This window comes from Streptomyces sp. NPDC051567 (assembly GCF_044454165.1).
Classification (GTDB): Bacteria; Actinomycetota; Actinomycetes; order Streptomycetales; family Streptomycetaceae; genus Streptomyces.
Map to the genome: position 1 here is coordinate 65,060 of NZ_JBITDK010000024.1, position 21,186 is coordinate 86,245.

Consider the following 21,186-nt stretch of genomic DNA (forward strand, 5'->3'; position numbering starts at 1 on the left):
ATCCGAGTGGAGGGAGATAGGTCTAGTCCACTGGGTGGACTGGTCCCGACGCTACCCGCCCGGACGGCATATGTCAGTAGCCGGCCGTTCCGGTTCTGCGCGGCGGGCCGGGGCCGTGGGCCGGGGCGGCGGGCGCTCCCCGAACGCGATGGCTCGCGCAATCCGGTGCTGTGTAGAGTGATGGCGGCTTCACGCGCGGGGTTTCGCGGGTGGGGTTCGCGCCGCCTTAGCTCAGTTGGCAGAGCAGTTCACTTGTAATGATCAGGTCGTCGGTTCAATTCCGACAGGCGGCTCCATCCCACGGCTCCATCCCAGGTCAGGGCTGTACCGGCCGGGGATCGCGCGCAGTACCGAAGGCCCCGGACCCACGGCGTCCCGTCATGGGTCCGGGGCCTTCGGCGTGTCCGGGGCGGGGGCCGGGCCGGGGTTCAGTGGCGGCCCGAGACGCGGTTCGCCAGGCGGGCCAGGGGTGTTGTCGTGGGGCGGTGGGTGGCGCTCTCGTGGCGGTCGGCCTCGCGGTAGGCGGCGTAGAGGGCCTGGACGCCGAGCCAGCGCAAGGGCTCCGGCTCCCAGCGCCGGACGCGGTGGCCGACCCAGGGGAGGGTGGTCAGCTCGGTGGCGTCCCGCCGGACCAGGTCGCGCAGGGTGCGGGCGGCGAGGTTGCTGGTGGCGACACCGGAGCCGACGTAACCGCCCGCCCAGCCGAGCCCCGTGGCGTGGTCCAGGCAGACACTGGCGCACCAGTCGCGGGGGACGCCGAGCACGCCCGACCAGGCGTGGGTGATCTCCGTACCGGCGAGCGGGGGGAAGAAGGAGGTCAGGAGCGCCGTCAGGGCGTCGACCGTGGCCGGCCGGGTGCGGCCGTCGTGGTCGGTGCGGGAGCCGAAGCGGTACGGGACGCCCCGGCCGCCGATCGCTATCCGGTCGTCCGCCGTGCGCTGGGCGTACATGTACGCGTGGGCCATGTCACCCAGCACCTCCCCGCCGGTCCAGCCCAGCCGCGCCCAGGTCTCCGGCGGGAGCGGGGCCGTCACGATCATCGAGGAGTTCATCGGGAGCCACGCACGGCGCTGGCCCTTGAGGGCGGCGGTGAAACCCTCGGTGCAGCGCAGCACGTACGGGGCGCGGACCGTGCCGTACGGGGTGACCGCCCGGCGCGGGGCGATCTCGGTGACGGGGGTGGACTCGTGGACGACCACGCCCAGCCGTTCGCAGGCGGCGGCCAGTCCCTTGAGCAGCTTCAGCGGGTGGACGCGGGCACCGTGCGGGGTCCAGGTGGAGCCCACGGCGTCGGCGATGTCGATGCGGGCGCGGGTGGCGGCGGCCCCGTACAGCTCGCGGTCGTCCTCGCCGAAGGAGCGTTCGGCCGCGTGGAACTGCCTGAGGCGGCTGAGCTGGGCGGGGGTGCGGGCGACTTCGAGGACGCCGCCGCGGTGGATGTCGGCGTCGATGCCCTCCGCGGCGGCCACGTCGATGACCTCGGTGACGGTGTCGTTCATGGCGTGCTGAAGGCGCAGGGCGGCCCGGTGGCCGTGGAGCGCGGCGTACCGGTCGCGGCCGGCCACGCCGTTGTAGAGCCAGCCGCCGTTGCGGCCGGAGGCCCCGTAGCCGCAGAACTTCTGCTCCAGGACGGTGACGCGCAGCCCCGGCGCGGACCGCTTGAGGTAGTAGGCGGTCCACAGGCCGGTGTAGCCGCCGCCGACGATGACGACGTCCGCGGTGGCGTCGCCGGTGAGGGGCGCGCGGGTGGCGGGGCGGGGCGGCGGGGGCGTGCCGGCCGCGCCCGCCGGGTCCTTCGCGCCCGCCGTGGTCGGTACGCCCGTTGTGTCCGTCGCGTGCCAGAAGGAGATGCCGCCGTTGATCGTCATGGGGGAGTTGCTACACGTCCTCCCGGACGGGTGTCCAGGGGACGGACCGTCGCGTCGAGGGGGCGCGGGAGCGGCCCGGTGGCTGATGTGGCCGGGGCGGCGGGGGAGCTAGTGCTGTGACCGGAAAGGTTCACCGGCCCTCGACGCCCGGCACGGCGCCTCGCCGCGTTGTCGGACCACGCAAGTACGTCCAGTACAAGCCGTGGCCCTCCGCCTTGCGATCCACCGCACCGGACGCCGCGGGCCTACCGGCAAACCTTTCCGGTCACAGCACTAGTGCCGGCGGACGAGCAGGCGATTTGTGGCGGATTCGGGTGGGATGGCGGGGTGTACGGACCGCCGGACCGCCGTCGGTCCGCAGTCAGGGGCGGGACATGACCGAGGTTCCCGACGGACTGGTCCGGACGCAGCTCCGGTACAACGGGGCCGCCGGGCGGGCGTTCGTCGCCGCGCTGCCCGCGCGGGCAGCGGAGTTCCTGGAGCGGTGGGAGCTGCGGCGCACCGGGCCCGCGCTGCACGGGACGGCCTCCCTGGTGCTCCCGGTGGAACGGGCCGACGGACGCCCGGCGGCCCTGAAGACGCAGCTGCTGGACGAGGAGAGCGCGGGAGAGGCGGCCGCGCTGCGCGCGTGGGACGGGCAGGGCTCCGTACGGCTGCTGGAGGACGACGGGGTCACGGGCACGCTGCTGCTGGAGCGGCTCGACGAGGGGCGGCACCTGTCGGCGCTGGCGCGGCGGGACTCCCGCCAGGCGGTACGGGTGGTCGCGGGGCTGCTGGCGCGGCTGACGGCGGTGCCCGCCCCGGCGGGGCTGCGCGGGCTCGGGGAGATCGCCGCCGGGCTGCTGGACGGGGTGGACCGGGCCCGGGCGGAGCTGACGGACGGGCGGTCGCGGGAGGTGCTGCGGGAGTGCGCGGCGGCGCTCGCGGAGGTGGCGGGCGAGCCCGGGGACCGGCTGCTCCACTGGGACCTGCACTACGACAACGTGCTGGCGGGCGGCCGGGAACCGTGGCTGGCGATCGACCCGAAGCCGCTCTCCGGCGACCCGGGTTTCGAGCTGCTGCCGGCCATCGGGAACCACTTCCGCGCGGACGAGGTGCGGTGGCGGTTCGACCTGCTGACGGAGGCCCTGGGCCTGGGCCTGGACCGGGACCGGGCCCGCGCGTGGACGCTGGGACGGGTGGTGCAGAACTGCCTGTGGGACGTGGCCGACGGGGAGCCCCGGATGCGGGAGGACCAGCTGCTGGTGGCGGAGGAGCTGCTGCGGGGGTGAGGGCGGCCGGGTACGGGCGGCCGGGTACGGGCGGCCGGGTACGGGCGGCCGGGGCAGGTGCCGGCCCGGGCAGGGGTGGCCGGGGTGCGGGCGGTGCCCCGGCCGGGCTCGCGGGCCCGTGGGCGCCGGCCGGGTCAGGCGGGGACGCGGGGGAAGCGGGACTGGAGCGTCCAGACGACCGGGTTGTCGGCGAGGCCGTCGTGCATGTCCACGAGGTCCGCGATCAGGTCGTGCAGGAAGTCGCGGGCCTCACGGCGGAGCAGCCGGTGGCTGAAGGTCAGCGGGGCCTCCTCGGCCGGCATCCAGTCGGCCTCGACGTCGACCCAGCCGAAACGGCGCTGGAAGAGCATCCGGTCGGCGGACTCGGTGAAGTCCAGCTCGGCGTACTGGCGGTTCGAGGAACGGCTGCCGCGCGGGTCCTGGTCGAGCTGCTCGACGATGTCGCAGAGCGCCCAGGCGAAGTCCAGTACGGGCACCCATCCCCAGGCTGTGGACACTTCCCGGTCCGCGCTGGTGTCGGCGAGGTAGACGTCCCCGCAGAACAGGTCGTGGCGCAGGGTGTGGACGTCCGCCGAGCGGTAGTCGGTCTGCGGGGGGTCGGGGAAGCGCCGGGAGAGGGAATAGCCGATGTCGAGCACGTACCCGATGGTGTCACGGGTGCGGGGGCGCGGCGCCACCGGTCGCGGAGCGGGTCGCGGAGCGGTGTGTGGAGCGGTGTGTGGAGCGATGGGTGGAGCGATGGGTGGGTGCGGTGTGTGGGTGCGGTGTGTGGGTGCGGCGGTGCGCGGGGCGGGTCCGCCGTCCGGCCGGTCCGGTGGCGCCGGGCCCGGCCGGGCCCGGCACAGCCGCGGGGCAGGGCCTCCGGCCCTGCCGGTACCCGTGACGGCCCGCCCCGGCTCCGGCCCGGGGCCGACGGACGGAGTCCGGGCCCCCGCCCGGCCGAGCCGCCCCTGCCCGGCCGGTACCCGGAACGGCTGGCCCCTGCCCCTGGCCCGGGGCCGACGGACGGAGTCCGGCGCAGCGGCGCGAAGCCGGTGAGGCCCCCAGGGGCCGAGCCGTGCCAGCGGCGCGTCAAGAAGGGAGCAGGCGTTGTTCCTTGGCCACCGCGACCGCGCCCGCGCGGGTGTCGACGTCCAGTTTGTCGTAGATCCGGCCCAGGTGGGTCTTGACGGTGGCCTCGCTGATGAACAGGGCGCGGGCGATGTCGCGGTTGCCCAGACCGCGCGCGAGCTGGCCGAGGATGTCCAGCTCGCGTTCGGTCAGGGTGGGCCGGGTGCCGCGCATGTGGGCCATCACGCGGCTGGCCACGGGCGGGGAGAGCGTGGTGCGGCCCTGGGCGGCGGCGTGGATGGCGGCGAACAGCTCCTCCGGGCGCTCCGCCTTCAGGAGGTATCCCGTGGCGCCCGCGCCGATGGCCCGGGTGATGTCCGCGTCCGTGTCGTACGTGGTGAGCACCAGGACGTGCGGGGGGTCGGGGAGGGCCGTGACGCGGCGGGTGGCCTCCACGCCGTCGATGCCCTCGCCCAGCTGGAGGTCCATCAGGACCACCTCGGGGCGGAGCCGGCCCGCCAGGGCGACCGCCTCCTCACCGCTGCCCGCCTCGCCGACCACCTCGATCTCCGGCTCGCTGCCGAGCAGGGCCAGCAGGCCCGCCCGGACCACGGCGTGGTCGTCGCAGAGAAGGATCGTCGTCATCGGGGAGGCTCCAGGGGGACGGCCGCGGAGAGGACGGAGCCCTCGCCCGGCGCGGATTCGATGGTCAGGGTGCCGCCCAGGCCGTGGACGCGGGCGCGCATCGCCGGGAGGCCGTGGCCGCGTTCCCCGACGGTGGCGCGGGGCTCGGTGAAGCCGCGGCCGTCGTCGGCGACGTCCAGGACCACCTGGTCGCCCAGGAAGCTCAGGGTCAGGGCGGCGGTGCGCGCGTCCGCGTGTTCGCGGACGTTGGCCAGGGCGCCCTGGGCGATGCGGAGCAGGGCCGACTGGACGCGGTCCGGGAGCACCGCCGGGGTGCCTTCCAGGTGGAAGCGGACGGCGGTGTCCGGGCCCGCGTCCAGGGCGCGCAGGGCGTCCACGAGCCCGCCGCCGCCCGCCAGCTCCGGCGGGGCCAGGTCGTGGACGAGCCGACGGGCCTCCGCCAGGCCGCGCGCCGCGATGCCGGTGGCGGTACGGACGTGCGCGCGGGCGGTGTCCGGGTCGGTGTCCCAGGTGCGGTCCGCCGCCTGGAGCAGCATCCGCTGGCTGGACAGGTGCTGGGCCAGGGTGTCGTGGATCTCCATGGAGAGCCGCTGGCGTTCGGCGAGGGTCCCCTCGCGGCGCTCGGTGGCCGCCAGCTCCCGGCGGGTCCGGATCAGATCGTCGATCAGCGCGCGCTGGGACCCCGCCTGGCGCTCCATGTGCACGAAGACGGCGGTGGCGAGCGCGGCGACCGCGGGCGGGGCCAGCAGCAGGTTGGGGTCGAAGGCGGTGGCGAGCCGGAGCTGCGCGGTGACGACGAGGGCGGTGAGCAGGGCGACGAGGACGATCGCGGCGCGCGGCGGGAGGGTGCGCAGGGCCGTGTAGAAGAGCGGGACGGCGCACCACGCGAAGCTCGGCGCGAGCAGCACCAGGACGACCCAGACGGCGACCACCAGGCCGAGCCAGAGGAGCCGCCGCAGGGTGGGCGCGGGGGCGTCGCCACCCCGCCCCGCGCCACCCCGCCCCGCGCCGCCCTGCCCCGCGCCGCCCTGCCCCGCGCCGCCCTGCCCCGCGCCGCCCTGCCCCGCGCCGCCCTGCCCCGCGCCGCCCTGCCCCGCGCCACCCCGCCCCGCGCCGCCCTGCCCCGCGTCGTCCTGCCCCGCGTCGTCCTCCCGTCCGGCGCCGATGCCCACGGCGGGGCCGAGGACGTAGAGCAGGGCCAGGGCGATGCTGAGGGCGATGACCCACGGGGTGCGGGGCTCGCCGGGGTGGCGCAGGAGGAAGCGGGCCACGGAGGCGCCGAGGAGCAGGAAGAACGCCGTGTGCATGACGGTGGCCAGGACGCGGGTGTCGGGTTTCCGCGGGGGGTGGCTCACGGGTGCTCCTGGGGTGGGTGGTGCGTACGTCCATCGTGCCCTGCGGCCGGGGACGCGGGGGCGCGGCTCCCGGCGGGCGGGGCGGGCGGTGTCCGGCCGCGCCGGTCACCGGTCACCGCACCAGCCAATACGGGGGCGGTGGTGGCGCGCATCGACCGATCGGAGGACCCCCGGGTCAGCCGGTGCGGTCGGCGGCGCGAGCCGGTACGGGGACGAGGGGGCGGGGCGCCGGGCAGCAGGCTGGGAACAGCGGACCAGCCGCCCGGCGGGCCGGGCCCGGCCGGGCCGCGTCCCACCTGTATCCGTATCCGTACCCGTTTCCAGGAGCAGAGATGAACACCCGCACCCGCGTTCTCACCGGTACCGCTCTCGTCGTCGCGCTCGGCGCCGGGACCTTCGGCGCCGTCAGCGCCAGCGCCGCCACCGGCGCCGTCCCGGCCGCGGCCCCGGCGAAGAAGGGCGACGACAGGAACCTCACCACCTCCTCCCACCTCACCGTGGACGCCGCGACCCGCGCCGCGCAGGCCGCGCTCCGGGCCGCCGAGAAGGAGAACCAGAAGGTGACGGTCGCGGTCGTGGACCGCAACGGCAACACCGTCGTCACCCTGCGCGGCGACGGCGCGGGCCCGCAGTCGTACGAGTCCGCGCAGCGCAAGGCGTTCACCGCCGTGTCCTGGAACGCCCCGACCTCGGTGCTCGTGGGCCGCCTCGCCCAGACCCCGAACCTGAAGGACATCCCCGGCACCCTCTTCCTCGCGGGCGGCGCCCCGGTGCAGGCCAAGGGCGCCCCGGTCGCGGGCATCGGCGTGGCCGGGGCCCCGAGCGGCGACCTGGACGAGAAGTTCGCGAAGGCGGGCGTCGACTCCCTGACCCGGTGACCGGCCGACCGTCCGGGAGATCGACCCGATGGCGGGCCCGGCGACCGGCCCGGCGGCCGTGCGGGCCCGGTGCCGCTCTCGCGGCACGGCCTGGGGAGTGTCTTCGAAGTGGCGTCGTCCGCCCGGAGGGCGGTGGCCGGCGGGGCCTGGTGCACTGCGCTCGCTGCGCTCGCTGCGCTCGCTCCGTCTCGGCTCTTGCCTTGATCCTTCGGATGCCGAGCGCGACTGCAAGGCGGAGGAGGGAGTCGATGCGGAGCATCGGCGACCGACGACAACGCGGCAGGCGTGCGTGCCGGACCCCGCCGGCCAGACGGAACGTTGAAGACACGACCTAGGATCGGCGGGTGGAACACCGCGCGCTCGTCCGTCTCGCCGCCCCTGCCGCCGCCGCCCTGCTCGCCCTCACCACGGCGTGCACCGGCACCACCGTGCAGGGGCGGCCGGGCGCGGCGGGGCTGCGCGACCCGTACTTCCCCAAGGCGGGCAACGGCGGCTACCAGGTGGACCACTACGCGCTGGACCTCGACTACGACCCCGCGGACGGCCTGCTGAACGCCACGGCGGTCATCACCGCCCGCGCCACGCAGCGGCTCAGCGCCTTCAACCTCGACCTCAGCGGACTGCGCGTCGGGAAGGTCACCGTCCAGGGCGCGGGGGCCCGGTACAACCGGACCGGCAACGAGCTGACCGTGCGCCCGGCCGAGGAGCTGAGGGAGGGCGAGGTCTTCCGTACCGAGGTGGAGTACGGCGGCAGGCCGGGTCCGGTCACGGACCCGGACGGCTCCGAGGAGGGGTGGATCACCACCGGCGACGGGGCGGTCGGCGTCGGCGAGCCGGTCGGGTCGATGGCCTGGTTCCCCGGCAACCACCATCCCGTCGACAAGGCCGCGTACGACATCACCCTGACCGTCCCGCACGGCTACGAGGCGGTCTCCAACGGCGAGCTGCGCTCCCGGACCGACGCCGGCGGCGGGCGGACCGCGTTCGCCTGGCACAGCCCCGAGCCGATGGCGAGCTACCTGGCCACCGCCGTCGTCGGGAAGTACGAGGTGACCACCGGACGGACCCCCTCCGGGATCGCCGTCCGCAACGCGGTGGCGCCCGGGGAGGCGGCGCGCAGCGCGGGGCCGCTCGCGCGGCTGCCGGAGGTGGTCGAGTGGGGCATCGGCCGGTTCGGCCCGTACCCCTTCAGCACGACGGGCGCGATCGTGCTGCCCGCCGGGAGCCTCGGCTACGCGCTGGAGACGCAGACCCGGCCCCTCTTCCCCGGCGCGCCCGCCGACGAGGAACTCGTCGTGCACGAACTCGCCCACCAGTGGTTCGGCGACTCGGTGTCCCCGAAGTCCTGGAAGGACATGTGGCTCAACGAGGGTTTCGCGGTCTACGCGGAGTGGCTGTGGGACGAGGACCACGGCCGGACCACGGCGCAGCAGCGGTTCACGGCCTTCCTGGCGGGGGACACGCGCGTCGACGCGAACGCCGGCTCCGACTGGTACGCCTTCCCGCCGGCCGATCCGCCCACGGCCCGGGACATCTCGGCGAACCCGGTGTACTACCGGGGCGCGCTGGTGCTGCACCGCGTCCGCCAGGAGGTGGGCGACGAGAAGTTCTCCGCCCTGCTCCGCGACTGGGCCGCCGCGCACCGGCACGGCAACGCGAGCACGGCCGACTTCACCGCCTTCGCGGAGCAGCGGACGGGCCACGACCTGAAGAAGGTCTGGGACGTCTGGCTGTACGGCACCGAACGGCCGCGTTAGCGGCCACGATGGCTGGTACCGGTGTCCGGTACTGATACCCGGTCGGCCCCGTCCCGTCCGGTGCCGTCGTGCGCGTTTGCCGTTCGCTTCCGCAGGGTCGGGTGCGGGCTCCCGACGGTTACGGGGTGACGTCGCTCCGCGGTGACGGGGCTTCGAGGGGCTTGCGCAGCACCGTGCAGGCGCGGCCCCGCTCGCGGTTCGGGGCGTGGCGCAGGAAGAGGTAGCCGCGCGAGCGCCAGAACGCCAGGCCCTGCGGGTTGTCGTCCAGGACGGCGATCCGTACGCCGGACCGGCCGGCGGCGCGGAACCGGTCCTCGACCAGGTCGGCCATGGCGCGGCCGTGCCCGGCGCGGTGCGCGGTGGCGTCGACGATCAGCAGCCCGATCCAGGGGTCCGGGTCGTCGGAGGCCGGGTCGGGGTGGTGGGTGACGGTGGCGGCCAGGCCGACGAGACGGCCCGCCGAGCGGGCGAGGAGCACCTCGGCGCCGTCATGGGCGAGCTCGTCGGCGAGGGCGGAGGCGACCTGCTCGACCGTGATGCGGTCCGGGTCGGGGAAGTCGCCGCTGAGCCGGAAGAAGGCGTGGTTCGTGGCGTAGAGGGCGGCGATCTCGGTGAGGACCGTGCCCGGCAGGGCGCCGTCCAGGGGGGCGAGCGGTTGGAGGAACATCTGCCGAACGGTAGCGAAAGGCCCTCCCCGCCCGGGGAGGGCCTTTCACCGGCACCGTCGTCAGAACCTCGGACTCGGACTCGGAGTCGGAATCAGGCTCCGGCTCCGACGCGGAATCAGGCCCGGACTCGGGCCGGCGCTCGGACTCAGACGTTGACGCCGAAGTCCTGCGCGATGCCGGTCAGGCCCGACGCGTAGCCCTGGCCGACCGCGCGGAACTTCCACTCGGCGCCGTTGCGGTAGAGCTCGCCGAAGACCATGGCGGTCTCGGTCGCCGCGTCCTCGGAGAGGTCGTAGCGGGCGATCTCGGCCTCGCCGGCCTGGTTCACGACGCGGATGTACGCGTTGCGGACCTGGCCGAAGTTCTGGCTGCGGGACTCGGCGTCGTAGATCGAGACCGGGAAGACGATCTTGTCGACCTCGGCCGGGAGGCCGGCGAGGTTGACCTTGATGGCCTCGTCGTCGCCCGCGCCCTCACCGGTGCGGTTGTCACCGGTGTGGACGATGGTCTGGTCCGGGGTGGCCTTGTTGTTGAAGAAGACGAAGTGCGAGTCGGAGACGACCTTGCCCGCCGCGTTGACCGCGATGGCCGAGGCGTCCAGGTCGAAGTCGACACCGGTGGTGGTGCGGACGTCCCAGCCGAGGCCGACCGTGACGGCGGTGAGGCCGGGGGCCTCCTTCGTGAGCGAGACGTTGCCGCCCTTGGACAGGCTTACAGCCATCGGAATGTCCCTTTCTTCGTCCTGCGTGCGTGGAGAGACCGCGAGCTGCGGTCAAGTTACCGCTGCCCCCTCTAACGAGAGGAGGAGGCGCTCGGGTTCCCACGGGAAATCTGGGTGACTCCGGGGCGGCCGGGAGCGGATCATAGGAGGCATGTCTGCTCCCCATGTCATCCGCGGCTCGGTCGTGCTCCCCGAGGCCGAGCTCGCCTGGCGTTTCTCGCGGTCCTCCGGACCGGGCGGGCAGCACGTGAACACCTCGGACTCCCGTGTGGAGCTGCTGTTCGACCTCGCGGCGACGAAGGGGCTGCCGGAGGTGTGGAAGGAGCGGGCGCTGGAGCGGCTCGCCTCCCGGCTGGTGGACGGGGTGGTGACGGTGAAGGCGTCCGAGCACCGCTCGCAGTTCCGCAACCGGGAGATGGCGCTGGTCCGGCTGACCTCGCTGCTGGCCGAGGCCACGGCGCCGCCGCCGAAGCAGCGGCGCGCGACGAAGATCCCGCGCGGGATCAACGAACGCCGGCTGCGCGAGAAGAAGGCGCGGGCCGAGACGAAGCGCGGGCGCACCGGCCGGGACTGGTAGCGGCGACCGGCCGCGCGGGGCCGCCCGCTCCCGCGGGCCGTCGCCGCGCGGGCTCCCGTACGTCCGCCACCCCGCCGCCCGTCACCCGTTCAGGGTGCGGCTAGCCGCTCAGGTGCCGGTAGCGGCCCCGGAAGTACGTCAGCGGTGGCGCGTCGGGGGCGGGGAGGGCGGCCGTCAGGACGCGGCCGATCACCAGGGTGTGGTCCCCGGCCGTGACCCGGTTCTCCGTACGGCATTCGAGGGTGGCGAGGGCGCCGCCCAGCAGCGGGGCGCCCGAGACCTCGCCCCGTACGTACGGCAGGTCCGCGAAGAGCAGGCGGTCGCTGATGCGGCCCTTCATGGAGAAGCGGCCCGCGATCTGGAGCTGGTGGTCGGCGAGGACCGAGACGGCCCACAGCGGCTGCTCGGCCAGCAGGTCGTCCATCCGGGAGCCCTCGCGCAGGCTCACCAGGACCAGTGGCGGGTCCAGGGAGACGGAGAGGAAGGCGGTCGCCGTCATCCCGGCGTCCTCGCCGCGCGGCCCGCCCGTCGTCAGCGAGGGCTCGTGCGCGGTGATCAGGCACACGCCCGCCGCCAGCCGGGACATCGCCGCCCGGAACTCGTCGTTGCTCACCCCCTCAGGATGGGGGGTCGGCCGGGGGAGCGGGACCCCCGGCGGCGGCGCGGCGGCCCCGGCGGGCGCGGGGGTCGGGGAGGTTGCGGAGGGCACGTGGGGTACGGCGGTCGTCTTCGGCACTCTGGAACGCTAGTCCCGCGCCCCCGCCCCGCACATCGGGCGCTGGCCCGAGCCGCACCCCCGCCCCTCGTCCTAGTCCTTCCCCGTTCCTTCGCCGTCCGCTCGCTCACCGTTTGCTCCCGGGAAGGCAGGGGGGCGCGTCCCGTCACCGGAGGGGCGGTTCCGCGCCATTATTCGGTTCATGTGACTTGAGTCACAGACGGCAAGATTTGTTGACCCTGTGTACCTGCCGCACAGCTCACTGTGATTCAGTGGACGGCACACCGCAACGAAACGCCGATGACAAACCTGGAGTTGCTGTCGAGGTCTCGGGGAGAGCGAGCAATGGAGACCGAGTCGGAGCCGTACGTCCGTCTTGCGACCCTGCGGCAGCTGCACCGGGTGGTGGCCGAACTCAATACGGCCAGGAGCCTCGCGGACACTCTGCAGACCGTCGTGGACGGCATCGTCGCGGGCCTCGGCTACGAACTCGCCTGCGTCAACCTCGTACGCCCGGACGGTGATCTGGTCGTCGCCGCCTTCGCCGGGGACCCCGCCGCCGAGGCCCTCATCACCGGCCGGGTCGGCTCGCGCGGTTCCTGGGAGCGCCGGCTGACGATGGGCGAGGACTGGGACGGTCTGCGCTTCATCCCGCACACCGAGGGCTGGGTCCTCATGGAGGACGACGTCCCCCAGTGGCACACCGAGGGCCCCGACCCCCGGTTCGCCGACGAGTGGCACCCCGAGGACCGGCTCTACGCCCCGATGTACGCCTCCGGCGGGGAACTGCTGGGCGTGATCTCGGTGGACAGGCCGCGCAACGGGCGGCGCCCCGGCGCGTGGGGGCGCGAAGCGCTCCAGATGTACGCCTTCCAGGCGGCGATCGCCATCAGCAACGCCCGGCTCCGCGCGAACATGCAGCGCGCCCTGGTCCGGCTGGAGCGCGAGCAGCAGGCGCTGCGCGCCAGCGAGGAGTCGTTCCGGCAGGCGTTCGAGTACGCGCCGAGCGGCATGGCCATCGCCGAGATGGGCGGGGACCAGCACGGCCGGCTGCTGCGGACCAACGACGCGCTGTGCCGGCTCCTCGGCCGCCCCGCCTCCGTGCTGCGCCGGTACTCCTTCTCCGACCTGGTCCACCCCGAGGACATCGGCACCCTGCTGCGGACCTCCGCCGAGGGCGGCCGGGCCGAACTGCGGCTGGGGCGGCGCGACGGCACGTACGTGTGGGTCTCGCTGCGCAACTCCGTGGTCGCGGACGCCGCCGACGGACCCCGGTTCCTGCTCACCCACGTCGAGGACATCGAGGAGCGCAAGCGGCACGAGCTCCAGCTCGCGCACCGGGCCAGCCACGACGCGCTGACCGGCCTCCCCAACAGCGCCGAGCTGCGCGCCCGGCTCGGGGCGCGGCTGTGCGGGCGCCCGCAGTCGGTGCGGGCCACCGCCGTCGAGGTGCTCGACGCCGCCTTCGAGGGACGCGAGGGCGGCGAGGGCCGGGAGGCGCGGGCGGGACACGAGAGGTCCGGGACCCGGGGCGAACCGGGCGGCGCGGGCGAGCACGGCTTCCCGGCCGACGGCTATCCGGAGCCCTTCGAGTACCCGGGCGGGGTCCCGGGCCAGGCGGACGGCCCGTACGACCACCACGTGCACACGGTCGCGCCCGTCACCGAGCCCGAGGCCGACGACGGGACGAAGGGCCTCGCGGTCCTCTTCTGCGACCTCGACGGCTTCAAGTCGATCAACGACCGGTTCGGTCACCACACGGGCGACGCGGTCCTGATCGAGGTGGCCCGAAGGCTGACGACCGGGGTCAGGGACGGGGACACCGTCGCCCGTCTGGGCGGTGACGAGTTCGTCGTCCTGGCCGACGGGCTGGGCGCTGCCGACGCCGCCGACCTCGCCGTCCGGCTGCGCAACGCGATCATCCCGCCGATCCGGGTGGACGGCCGGGCGGTCCGCGTCGGGGCGAGTTTCGGCATCGGCTGGGCCAGTTGCGGCATGTCGGCGGACGAGGTGCTGCGCTCCGCCGACCAGCGGATGTACATCGAGAAGAGGTCCCGTTCCAAGGCCCACCGGCGGGCCGGCTGAGCCGGTCGGCCGCCCGTGGGCGCACGTGTTCGGGGTAGGCTCCCGTGGGTCGAAAGGAGTGACCTGCGATGACGACGCCCGCGAACAACGGCCCGCACGGTGGGGCGAACAAGCCCGAGGACGACGACCCGTTCGGCTATCTCTACGCGGACGGCCAGGCGGCCGGAGCCACCCCGCCCTCCTCGGGTGGTGGATACGGCTACCCCGGCTCGACGGCCGGTGGTCAGCCAGGTGTCCCCCGTACCTCGTACAACCAGGTGCGTACGGTCGGCGGGACCTACGGAGGCCAGCGCGGCCAGGTTCCCGCACAGCCCGGACCGCCGCCCTACCAGGCGCAGTACCAGTCCCCCGAGGCGCTCCAGGCGGCCGGCCACGGCGCCCCGCCGCAGCACCAGGCCCCGCCGGCCGGGTCCCGCGGCGGTGGCGGGTCGAGCCGTAAGGGGCTGCTCGTCGCGGCCGTCGCGGTGGTCGCCGCGGTCGCGGTCGGCATCGGCGTGGCCCTGATCGTCGGCGACAACGACAAGGGCAAGGAGGGCGAGACGCCCCCCGCCGCGACCGGCCCGGAGCAGCCGGTGTCCCCCCAGAAACCGTCGGGCCCGCCGCCGAGCGGTTCCCCGGAGCCGTCGCAGAACCCGCTGCCGAAGGCGGACGCCTCGGGCACGGGCATGGCCCTCACCGGCGGCGCGGTGCTGATGAACGCGGTCCCGGGCGCGAAGAGCGCGGGCGGCCAGTACGTGGGCAACTTCAGCCAGCCGGGTGCGGCGCTGACCTGGACCCTGGACCTGCCCAAGGCCGGGACCTACCGGTTCTACGTGCGGTTCGGCATCCCCGGCGAGGAGGCCAACAGCACCCTTGCCGTGAACGGCAAGGCCAACAGCACGCCGCTGAGCATGCGGAACTTCGCCAACTCGCCCAAGGGCGACTGGGAGAAGGGCTGGCAGAGCACGTGGGGCCAGGTGACCCTGGAGAAGGGCACCAACACGATCAAGATGTCGTGCGAGACCGGCAACAAGTGCAACGTGAACATCGACCAGCTCTGGATCACGCCGAACTGACCGGCGCCGACCGGGCCCGACCCGGTGACGGTACGTACGCGCGGACGGCGGCGGCCCCGGTTCTCCGGGGCCGCCGCCGTCCGGCTGTCGGGGACCTCACACGGCCGGGGTGACGATCCATTCGCCGCGCCGCATGACGCCCTTGACGTCGAACGCGTCGTCCAGGACGACCAGGTCCGCGTACTTGCCGGGCTCCAGCGAGCCGACCTGGTCGCCCAGGCCGATCAGCCGGGCCGGGTTGGCGGAGATCGCCTGGACCACGGACTCCACCGGCAGCCGGTCCACGAGGACCGAGCGCTTGAAGGCGGTGTCCAGGGTCAGCGTCGAACCGGCGATCGAGCCGCCCTCGACGAGCCGGGCCACGCCCTCCTTGACCTCGACCGCCAGCGGACCGAGGTGGTAGGTCCCGTCGCCGAACCCGGCCGCGTCCATCGCGTCGGTGATCAGCGCGACGCGGTGCGCGCCCGCGTGGTGGAAGGCCAGCTCCAGCATGGCCGGGTGCAGGTGGGTGCCGTCGTTGATCAGCTCGACGGTGACCCGCTCGTCCTCCAGCAGCGCCGCGATCGGACCCGGGGCGCGGTGCTCCATGCCCGGCATCGCGTTGTAGAGGTGGGTGGCGACGGTCGCGCCCGCGTCGATGGCCTCGCGGGTCTGCTCGTACGTGGAGTCCGTGTGCCCGATCGCGGCGATGACCCCGTGCTCGGCCAGCAGCCGTACGGAGTCCAGGCCGCCCGGCAGCTCGGTGGCGAGGGTGAACATGCGGGCGGCGCCGTGCGAGGCGTCGATCAGCTTGCGGACCTCGGCCGGGTCGGGGTCGCGGAGCAGGTCCTCCTTGTGCGCGCCCTTGCGGCAGGGGTTGATGAACGGCCCCTCGAAGTGGATGCCCGCGATCTCGCCCTGCTGGGTCAGCTCGGCGAGCAGCCCGGCGCGCCGGGCGAGTGCGTCGAGCTCGCCGGTGACGGTGGAGGCGACCAGGGTGGTGGTGCCGTGCTCGCGGTGGGTCCGGACGCCCTTGAGGACTTCCTCGGCCGTTCCGGAGGTGAAGGAGGCGCCGCCGCCGCCGTGGTTGTGGATGTCCACGAAGCCGGGGACGATCCAGTGCCCGGACAGGTCGAGGGTCCGGGTGCCTTCCGGTGCGCTGCCGGCGATGCGCTCGCCGTCGACGATGACGCGGCCGTTGGCCACGGTCCCGGTGGGCAGCACCACTCTGGCGCCGGAGAGAACGGTGCTGTGCGCGCTTCCGGACATCAGGCAGGTACCTCCGTGGCGAGTAGGTCCCAGGCGAGCAGCCCTGCGCCCAGGCATCCGGCGGTGTCCCCGAGGGCAGCCGGAACGATGTGGGGCAGTCGCTGGAACGTCACGCGTTCCTCCACTGCCGCCCGTAGTGGTGTGAACAAGGTTTCCCCGGCCTCGGCCAGTCCGCCACCGATGATCAGCGTGCGGGGGTCCAGCAGGGTGATGGCGGTGACCAGGCCGTCGGCGAGGGCGCCGACGGCGGCCAGCCACACCTCACGGGCGGCCGCGTCCCCGGAGACGACGGCCTTGGCGCAGTCCGCGGCGTCCGCCTCGGGGTCGCCGGAGGCCGCCGCCCACGCGCTGCCGACGGCGGAGGCGGAGGCGAGGGTCTCCAGACAGCCGTACTGGCCGCAGCCGCAGGCCGGGCCGCCGGGGCGGACCACGATGTGGCCGATCTCGCCCGCGTACCCGTGGGCGCCCGCCTCGATGCGGCCGGCGATGCCGATGGCCCCGGCGATCCCGGTGCCGAGCGGGACGAACAGGAAGCGGTCGGCGCCCCGGCCGGCCCCGATGCGGCCTTCGGCGAGTCCGCCCGTGCGCACGTCGTGGCCGAGGGCCACCGGGATCGAGCCGAGCCGTTCGCTGAGCAGCTCGCGCATCGGTACGTCGCGCCAGCCCAGGTTCGCCGCGTAGACGGCGATCCCGTTCGGGGCGTCGACGATGCCGGGCACGGCGACCCCGGCGGCCGAGGCGGACCGGCCGAAGCGTTCCCGGCCGATGACGAGGAGGTCGGCGGCGAAGTCCAGGATCGTCTCGACGACGGCTTCGGCTCCCCGCTCGCGGCCGGTGGCCCGGCGCGCCTCGTGGAGCAGGGTGCCGTCTTCGGCGACGAGGGCGGCCTTCATCCCGGTGCCGCCCACATCGAGGGCGATGACGTGTTTCACGGGTTTCACAGGAGACAGTCTCGCGTGCGCAGGAGGGAAAGGTCTAGTCCATTGGGGGGGATTGTTGAGTGGTTATACAAATTCGGGACGTCCGTCCTGCCCAGGTCCGGCCCGGGGCCGGGTACGAACCGGACACCAGTGCGGGATCTGGATGTGAACGAGCCGCCAAAGTGGTGTAGACCTTACGTGGATCGTACGTACGACTAGGGGTGGATGGAGAACTGTGAAGGGCCGTTACCTGAGCCTGGCGGCGTCCGTCGCCGCGCTGTGCCTGACCGTGACACTGACGGGCTGCGGCGCCGTCGACGGACTCACCGGGGACAACGAGGTGACCCTGCGGGTCGTGGCGGCCGACTACGGGGACAATCCGCAGAACTCCTCGGTGCCGTACTGGAAGAACCTCGCCGAGGAGTTCTCCAAGAGCCACCCCGGGACCAAGGTCGAGGTGGACGTCTACCCCTGGACCGAGGTGGACGCCAAGGTCGCCGCGATGGTCAAGGCGGGCAAGGCACCCGACATAGCCCAGATCGGCGCCTACGCCGACTACGCCGACGCGGGCAAGCTCCACACCGTCGACGAACTCCTCTCCGTCAAGACCGAGGCCGACTTCCTGGGCCCCCTCGCGGACGCCGGCAAGGTCCGGCGGGTCCAGTACGGAATGCCCTTCACGGCCAGCACCCGGCCGCTCTTCTACAACGAGAAGCTGCTGACCGACGCCGGGGTCATCGGCAAGGACGCCAAGGGCGGCTGGCAGCCGAAGACCTGGGCCGACCTCGAAGCGGCGGCGAAGAAGCTCAAGGGCGCGGGCGTCGCGACCCCCTTCGCGCTGCCCCTGGGCCGCGAGGAGGCCCAGGCCGAGACGATGCTCTGGCTGCTGGCGGGCGGCGGTGGCTACACCGACAACGAGGAGTCGTACGCCATCGACTCCACCGACAACATCAGCACCCTGGAGTTCCTGCGGGACAAGCTCGTCGGGCAGAACCTCACCGGGGCCGTCGAGCCGGGGAAGCTGGACCGGCAGGCCGCCTTCGACGCCTTCGCGCGCGGCGAGGTCGGCATGCTCCACGGGCACCCCAAACTGCTCAAGCAGGCCGGGGAACGGGGCGTGCGCTTCGGCATGGTCCCGATGCCGACCGTCGACGGCACCGAACACCCCGCGATGGGCGTCACGGACTGGGTCATGGCCTTCAAGAACGGCCACCGCAAGGAGTCCGGACAGTTCCTGGACTACCTGTACGAGGCCAAGAACGTGACCGCCTTCACCAGCATGTACAACCTGCTGCCCGTCACGACCAGCGGCTACCGGGCCATGGAGGCGAGCACGGGCGAAGCGGCGGCGCAGATGAAGATCTTCCTGACGACGCTGCCCGACTCCCGGCTGTACCCGGTGGGCAAGAAGTCGTGGGCCGGCGTCAGCGAGGACATCAAGCAGAACATCGGCAAGAGCGTCCAGCCGGGCGGACAGCCCGCGAAGGTCCTGGAGGCCATCGCCGAGGCGGCCCGCAAGGCCGACGGCGCCCCCCGCTGAACCGGCCCCCACCGCGCACTGACACCGGCCCGGCCGCGCCCCCGCTTCTCGCCCCGTGCGGAGCCGGGGCCGCGGCCGGGCCGGTGTCAGTGCGCGGCGTTAATCTGGCCGTATGACGGACGAGGGGCGGCTGACGGCCACGGAGGCCGCGGTGCTCGCGTACGAGGGACGGACCTGGCCCGGTCCCGGCGCCAAGGAACGGGCCGTGCGGGAAGGGCTGGGGATGACCCCGGTCCGGTACTACCAACTGCTGAACGCGCTGATGGACGACCCCCGCGCGCTGGCCCACGCGCCGGGCACCGTCAACCGCCTGCGCCGCATCCGCGAGGCCCAGCGCGCCCGCCGGTAGCCGACCGCCGCCACGGCCTCGGCTCTGCCGCCGCCGTGCCGTAGCCGTCGGCGGGCGGGGCCGTTAGGGTCGTCCGCATGGGGAGCCGTCCGCACGACCTGCCGATGCCCGTCACCGCCGCCGGACGCGAGGGGCTGCACGCCCTGCTCAGCGCGCCGGACCGGTCCGTGGTCGCCCTCGACTTCGACGGAACCCTCGCCGACATCGTCCCGGACCCCGACCAGGCCCGCGCCCACCCGGGCGCCGTCCCGGCCCTGGCCGGGCTCGCCCCCGAGGTGGACTCCGTCGCCGTGGTCACCGGCCGCCCGGCGGGCGTCGCCGTCCGCTACGGCGGCTTCGCCGGGGTCCCCGGACTCGAACACCTCGTCGTCCTCGGCCACTACGGCGCCGAGCGGTGGGACGCCGTCACCGGAACCGTCCACGCCCCCGCCCCGCACCCCGGGGTGGCGGCCGTCCGGGCGGAGCTGCCGGGGTTCCTGGACGCGATCGGGGCCTGGCAGGGCACATGGATCGAGGAGAAGGGCCAGGCGCTCGCGGTCCACACCCGCCGCGCCGCCGACCCCGTGGCCGCCTTCGCCGCCCTGCGCGAACCCCTGGCCGAGCTGGCGGCGCGCCACGGCCTGACGGTCGAACCGGGCCGGGCCGTGCTGGAACTGCGGCCCCCGGGCACGGACAAGGGCGTCGCCCTGACGGAGTTCCTCGCGGAGCGCGACGCCCGGGCGGTCCTGTACGCCGGGGACGACCTGGGCGACCTCGCCGCGTACGCCGCCGTCGAGAAGCGCCGGGCCGAGGGGCTGCCGGGGCTGCTGGTGTGCAGCGGCTCGGCCGAGGTCCCGGAACTGGCCTCCCGCGCGGACCTCGTCCTCGACGGCCCGGCCGGGGTCGTCGCCCTCCTGGCCGCCCTGGCCACCGCCCTGCGGGACTGAGCCGGGGCCGCGGCCGGGGTCAGGGCCGGGCCGGGGCTCTGCGGGCCCGGCCCGGCCCGGCCCTGTCCGGGCCAGTCCTCCGGGCCAGTCCTCCGGGTCAGTCCTCCAGGTCGGCGAGCTGGGCCGCGAACCACCGGGCCGGGGGGAGCGCCGTCGCCGCCGCGGCCAGCCGCTTCGTCCGCTCCGCCCGCTCCGCGTCCGGCATGGACAGGGCCCGGTGCAGGGCCTCGGCCGTCTCCGTCACGTCGTACGGGTTCACCGTCAGCGCGTCCTCCCGCAGCTCCTCGTACGCCCCCGCACCCGTGGACAGGACCAGCACGCAGCCCGCGTCCGAGGCCACCGGGATCTCCTTCGCCACCAGGTTCATCCCGTCCCGCACCGGGTTGACCAGCGCCACGTCCGCCAGCCGGTACACCGCCAGCGAGCGCGTGAAGTCGTCCTTCACCGACACCACCACCGGCTGCCACCCCGGTGTGCCGAACTCCGCGTTGATCCGGTCCGCCAGCTCCGCCACCGCCGCCGTGTACTCCCGGTACACCGCCAGGTCCTGCCGGGACGGGTAGGCCGAGGCCAGGTGGACCACCCGGCCGCGCCACTCGGGACGGGAGACCAGCAGCTCCCGGTAGGCCAGCAGGCCCCGCACGATGTTCTTCGACAGCTCGGTCCGGTCCACCCGCGCGATCGTCCGCAGCCCCGCCAGCTCCGCCCGCAGCTCCGCCAGCCGCTCCGCCACCTCCGGCCGGTGGGCCAGCGCGCGGATCTCCTCGCCGTCCACGCCCAGCGGGTAGTGGCCCACCGCGGTGAACCGCTTCGGCCCGGACCCGCCGCCGTCCGGGAGCGTCCTGCGCTGCCACACCCCTGCCAGGCCGTCGCGGGGGTAGGACGGTTCGGCGGTCCCGCTCGCGGAGTCCAGGTGCGCGCCGCCGATGAAGTTGGCCGCCCACGCCCAGGTGTGGAAGCCCAGCCGGTCCGCGCCGAGCATCCCCCACAGGAGCTGCTCGCGGATGTCGTCGGGCAGCATGCGCAGGAACTCCGGCGACGCCCACGGCGTGTGCGTGAAGTGCGCGATCCGCAGGTCCGGACGCAACTCCCGCAACTGCCCCGGGACCAGGGCCAGATGGTAGTCCTGGACCAGGACGCGGGCCCCCCGCGCCGCCTCGTCCGCCAGCGCCCGCGCGAAGGCCCCGTTGTACGCCACGTACGACTCCCAGCGCCGCCGGAACTCCGCGTCGAAGACCGGCTCGCGCGGGATGTCGTAGAGGTGGTGGTGGGTGAACCAGAGCACCGAGTTGGCGATGCCGTTGTACGCGTCGTCGTACACCGCGGGATCGATGTCCAGCATCCGGACGCCCGGCTCGGAGACGCCCCGGCGGACCGCCTCCCGGTCCGCCTCCGACAGGGCCGCGCAGATCCACACCGCCCCCGGCTGCTCCGCGAGGGCGGCCGAGAGGCCGGAGACGAGCCCGCCCCCGCCCCGGCGGGCGCTGAGGGCGCCGTCGGGCCCGAGGGCGTAGGAGAGCGGGCCACGGTTCGCTGCGACGAGCACCTGGGAAGCCAT

19 protein-coding genes and 1 tRNA gene are annotated in these 21,186 nt (G+C 74.3%); 10 read left to right on the plus strand and 10 right to left on the minus strand.

Annotated elements, in window-relative coordinates:
* Positions 1-220 precede the first annotated feature (220 nt).
* A tRNA-Thr gene (locus tag ACIA5F_RS23615) sits at positions 221-296 on the plus strand.
* Between the two features lie 132 nt (positions 297-428).
* Here the strand turns inward: ACIA5F_RS23615 and ACIA5F_RS23620 are convergent.
* Positions 429-1,868 (minus strand): NAD(P)/FAD-dependent oxidoreductase, encoded by a 1,440-nt coding sequence (locus ACIA5F_RS23620; RefSeq protein ID WP_399356074.1) that lies wholly within the window; start codon positions 1,866-1,868, stop codon positions 429-431.
* 374 nt (positions 1,869-2,242) lie between these two features.
* Between ACIA5F_RS23620 and ACIA5F_RS23625 the strand changes: the two genes are divergently transcribed.
* Positions 2,243-3,139, plus strand: a complete 897-nt coding sequence (locus ACIA5F_RS23625) for an aminoglycoside phosphotransferase family protein (RefSeq protein WP_399356076.1) — start codon at positions 2,243-2,245, stop codon at positions 3,137-3,139.
* Between the two features lie 134 nt (positions 3,140-3,273).
* Here the strand turns inward: ACIA5F_RS23625 and ACIA5F_RS23630 are convergent, their stop codons facing one another.
* The 3 genes from ACIA5F_RS23630 to ACIA5F_RS23640 all read right to left on the minus strand — a co-directional run bounded on the left by ACIA5F_RS23630 (position 3,274) and on the right by ACIA5F_RS23640 (position 6,141).
* On the minus strand, positions 3,274-3,777 hold the full coding sequence (locus ACIA5F_RS23630; RefSeq protein WP_399356078.1) for a hypothetical protein: 504 nt from the start codon (positions 3,775-3,777) through the stop codon (positions 3,274-3,276).
* A gap of 433 nt (positions 3,778-4,210) precedes the next feature.
* A complete protein-coding gene (locus ACIA5F_RS23635) occupies positions 4,211-4,834 on the minus strand; it encodes a response regulator (protein ID WP_399356080.1) in 624 nt (207 codons plus the stop codon).
* Positions 4,831-6,141, minus strand: a complete 1,311-nt coding sequence (locus tag ACIA5F_RS23640; RefSeq protein WP_399356146.1) for a sensor histidine kinase — start codon at positions 6,139-6,141, stop codon at positions 4,831-4,833. The genes ACIA5F_RS23635 and ACIA5F_RS23640 overlap by 4 nt, the downstream gene beginning before the upstream one ends.
* 380 nt (positions 6,142-6,521) lie before the next feature.
* On the opposite strand from ACIA5F_RS23640, the gene ACIA5F_RS23645 reads away from it, so the two are divergent.
* Together ACIA5F_RS23645 and ACIA5F_RS23650 are read left to right on the plus strand one after the other, a co-directional pair.
* Positions 6,522-7,067 (plus strand): heme-binding protein, encoded by a 546-nt coding sequence (locus ACIA5F_RS23645; protein WP_399356082.1) that lies wholly within the window; start codon positions 6,522-6,524, stop codon positions 7,065-7,067.
* Positions 7,068-7,411: 344 nt separating this feature from the next.
* Positions 7,412-8,824, plus strand: a complete 1,413-nt coding sequence (locus ACIA5F_RS23650) for a M1 family metallopeptidase (protein ID WP_399356084.1) — start codon at positions 7,412-7,414, stop codon at positions 8,822-8,824.
* 118 nt (positions 8,825-8,942) lie between these two features.
* On the opposite strand, the gene ACIA5F_RS23655 is transcribed toward ACIA5F_RS23650, so the two are convergent.
* Both ACIA5F_RS23655 and ACIA5F_RS23660 read right to left on the minus strand, forming a co-directional pair.
* The gene (locus ACIA5F_RS23655) at positions 8,943-9,491 is read right to left on the minus strand and encodes a GNAT family N-acetyltransferase (RefSeq protein WP_399356086.1); all 549 of its coding nucleotides are present in this window, start codon (positions 9,489-9,491) and stop codon (positions 8,943-8,945) included.
* 146 nt (positions 9,492-9,637) lie between these two features.
* A complete protein-coding gene (locus ACIA5F_RS23660; RefSeq protein WP_399356087.1) occupies positions 9,638-10,213 on the minus strand; it encodes a TerD family protein in 576 nt (191 codons plus the stop codon).
* 151 nt (positions 10,214-10,364) lie between these two features.
* Here ACIA5F_RS23660 and arfB point away from each other — a divergent pair, with 151 nt between their 5' ends.
* Positions 10,365-10,790, plus strand: coding sequence for an alternative ribosome rescue aminoacyl-tRNA hydrolase ArfB (gene arfB / locus ACIA5F_RS23665; RefSeq protein ID WP_399356089.1), 426 nt, complete (start codon positions 10,365-10,367; stop codon positions 10,788-10,790).
* A 100-nt stretch (positions 10,791-10,890) separates the two neighbouring features.
* On the opposite strand, the gene ACIA5F_RS23670 is transcribed toward arfB, so the two are convergent.
* Positions 10,891-11,376, minus strand: a complete 486-nt coding sequence (locus tag ACIA5F_RS23670; protein WP_399356147.1) for a flavin reductase family protein — start codon at positions 11,374-11,376, stop codon at positions 10,891-10,893.
* 474 nt (positions 11,377-11,850) lie between these two features.
* On the opposite strand from ACIA5F_RS23670, the gene cdgB reads away from it, so the two are divergent.
* Both cdgB and ACIA5F_RS23680 read left to right on the plus strand, forming a co-directional pair.
* Positions 11,851-13,590 (plus strand): diguanylate cyclase CdgB, encoded by a 1,740-nt coding sequence (gene cdgB / locus ACIA5F_RS23675; protein WP_399356091.1) that lies wholly within the window; start codon positions 11,851-11,853, stop codon positions 13,588-13,590.
* Positions 13,591-13,658: 68 nt separating this feature from the next.
* The gene (locus tag ACIA5F_RS23680) at positions 13,659-14,645 is read left to right on the plus strand and encodes a CBM35 domain-containing protein (RefSeq protein WP_399356093.1); all 987 of its coding nucleotides are present in this window, start codon (positions 13,659-13,661) and stop codon (positions 14,643-14,645) included.
* 96 nt (positions 14,646-14,741) lie between these two features.
* Here the strand turns inward: ACIA5F_RS23680 and nagA are convergent, their stop codons facing one another.
* Both nagA and ACIA5F_RS23690 read right to left on the minus strand, forming a co-directional pair.
* Positions 14,742-15,893, minus strand: a complete 1,152-nt coding sequence (gene nagA, locus ACIA5F_RS23685) for an N-acetylglucosamine-6-phosphate deacetylase (RefSeq protein WP_399356095.1) — start codon at positions 15,891-15,893, stop codon at positions 14,742-14,744.
* Positions 15,893-16,825, minus strand: coding sequence for an ROK family protein (locus ACIA5F_RS23690; protein ID WP_399356149.1), 933 nt, complete (start codon positions 16,823-16,825; stop codon positions 15,893-15,895). Before ACIA5F_RS23690 ends, nagA begins: the two co-directional genes overlap by 1 nt.
* A gap of 223 nt (positions 16,826-17,048) precedes the next feature.
* On the opposite strand from ACIA5F_RS23690, the gene ACIA5F_RS23695 reads away from it, so the two are divergent.
* The 3 genes from ACIA5F_RS23695 to otsB all read left to right on the plus strand — a co-directional run bounded on the left by ACIA5F_RS23695 (position 17,049) and on the right by otsB (position 19,628).
* On the plus strand, positions 17,049-18,353 hold the full coding sequence (locus ACIA5F_RS23695; RefSeq protein ID WP_399356097.1) for an extracellular solute-binding protein: 1,305 nt from the start codon (positions 17,049-17,051) through the stop codon (positions 18,351-18,353).
* A gap of 112 nt (positions 18,354-18,465) precedes the next feature.
* Positions 18,466-18,702: a DUF3263 domain-containing protein gene (locus ACIA5F_RS23700; protein ID WP_030766370.1), complete on the plus strand. Its 237-nt coding sequence runs from the start codon at positions 18,466-18,468 to the stop codon at positions 18,700-18,702.
* A gap of 77 nt (positions 18,703-18,779) precedes the next feature.
* Positions 18,780-19,628, plus strand: a complete 849-nt coding sequence (gene otsB / locus ACIA5F_RS23705; protein ID WP_399356100.1) for a trehalose-phosphatase — start codon at positions 18,780-18,782, stop codon at positions 19,626-19,628.
* A gap of 97 nt (positions 19,629-19,725) precedes the next feature.
* On the opposite strand, the gene ACIA5F_RS23710 is transcribed toward otsB, so the two are convergent.
* Positions 19,726-21,186, minus strand: coding sequence for a trehalose-6-phosphate synthase (locus ACIA5F_RS23710; protein WP_399356102.1), 1,461 nt, complete (start codon positions 21,184-21,186; stop codon positions 19,726-19,728).

What these genes read in the sequence shown, in the direction of transcription:
- ACIA5F_RS23620 (WP_399356074.1), bottom strand. Translation starts at nt 1,868, where the DNA reads ATGACGATCAACGGCGGCATCTCCTTCTGGCACGCGACGGACACAACG.
- ACIA5F_RS23625 (WP_399356076.1), top strand. Translation starts at nt 2,243, where the DNA reads ATGACCGAGGTTCCCGACGGACTGGTCCGGACGCAGCTCCGGTACAAC.
- ACIA5F_RS23635 (WP_399356080.1), bottom strand. Translation starts at nt 4,834, where the DNA reads ATGACGACGATCCTTCTCTGCGACGACCACGCCGTGGTCCGGGCGGGC.
- ACIA5F_RS23640 (WP_399356146.1), bottom strand. Translation starts at nt 6,141, where the DNA reads ATGCACACGGCGTTCTTCCTGCTCCTCGGCGCCTCCGTGGCCCGCTTC.
- ACIA5F_RS23645 (WP_399356082.1), top strand. Translation starts at nt 6,522, where the DNA reads ATGAACACCCGCACCCGCGTTCTCACCGGTACCGCTCTCGTCGTCGCG.
- ACIA5F_RS23655 (WP_399356086.1), bottom strand. Translation starts at nt 9,491, where the DNA reads ATGTTCCTCCAACCGCTCGCCCCCCTGGACGGCGCCCTGCCGGGCACG.
- ACIA5F_RS23660 (WP_399356087.1), bottom strand. Translation starts at nt 10,213, where the DNA reads ATGGCTGTAAGCCTGTCCAAGGGCGGCAACGTCTCGCTCACGAAGGAG.
- arfB (WP_399356089.1), top strand. Translation starts at nt 10,365, where the DNA reads ATGTCTGCTCCCCATGTCATCCGCGGCTCGGTCGTGCTCCCCGAGGCC.
- ACIA5F_RS23670 (WP_399356147.1), bottom strand. Translation starts at nt 11,376, where the DNA reads ATGTCCCGGCTGGCGGCGGGCGTGTGCCTGATCACCGCGCACGAGCCC.
- cdgB (WP_399356091.1), top strand. Translation starts at nt 11,851, where the DNA reads ATGGAGACCGAGTCGGAGCCGTACGTCCGTCTTGCGACCCTGCGGCAG.
- ACIA5F_RS23680 (WP_399356093.1), top strand. Translation starts at nt 13,659, where the DNA reads ATGACGACGCCCGCGAACAACGGCCCGCACGGTGGGGCGAACAAGCCC.
- nagA (WP_399356095.1), bottom strand. Translation starts at nt 15,893, where the DNA reads ATGTCCGGAAGCGCGCACAGCACCGTTCTCTCCGGCGCCAGAGTGGTG.
- ACIA5F_RS23700 (WP_030766370.1), top strand. Translation starts at nt 18,466, where the DNA reads ATGACGGACGAGGGGCGGCTGACGGCCACGGAGGCCGCGGTGCTCGCG.
- otsB (WP_399356100.1), top strand. Translation starts at nt 18,780, where the DNA reads ATGGGGAGCCGTCCGCACGACCTGCCGATGCCCGTCACCGCCGCCGGA.
- ACIA5F_RS23710 (WP_399356102.1), bottom strand. Translation starts at nt 21,186, where the DNA reads ATGGCTTCCCAGGTGCTCGTCGCAGCGAACCGTGGCCCGCTCTCCTAC.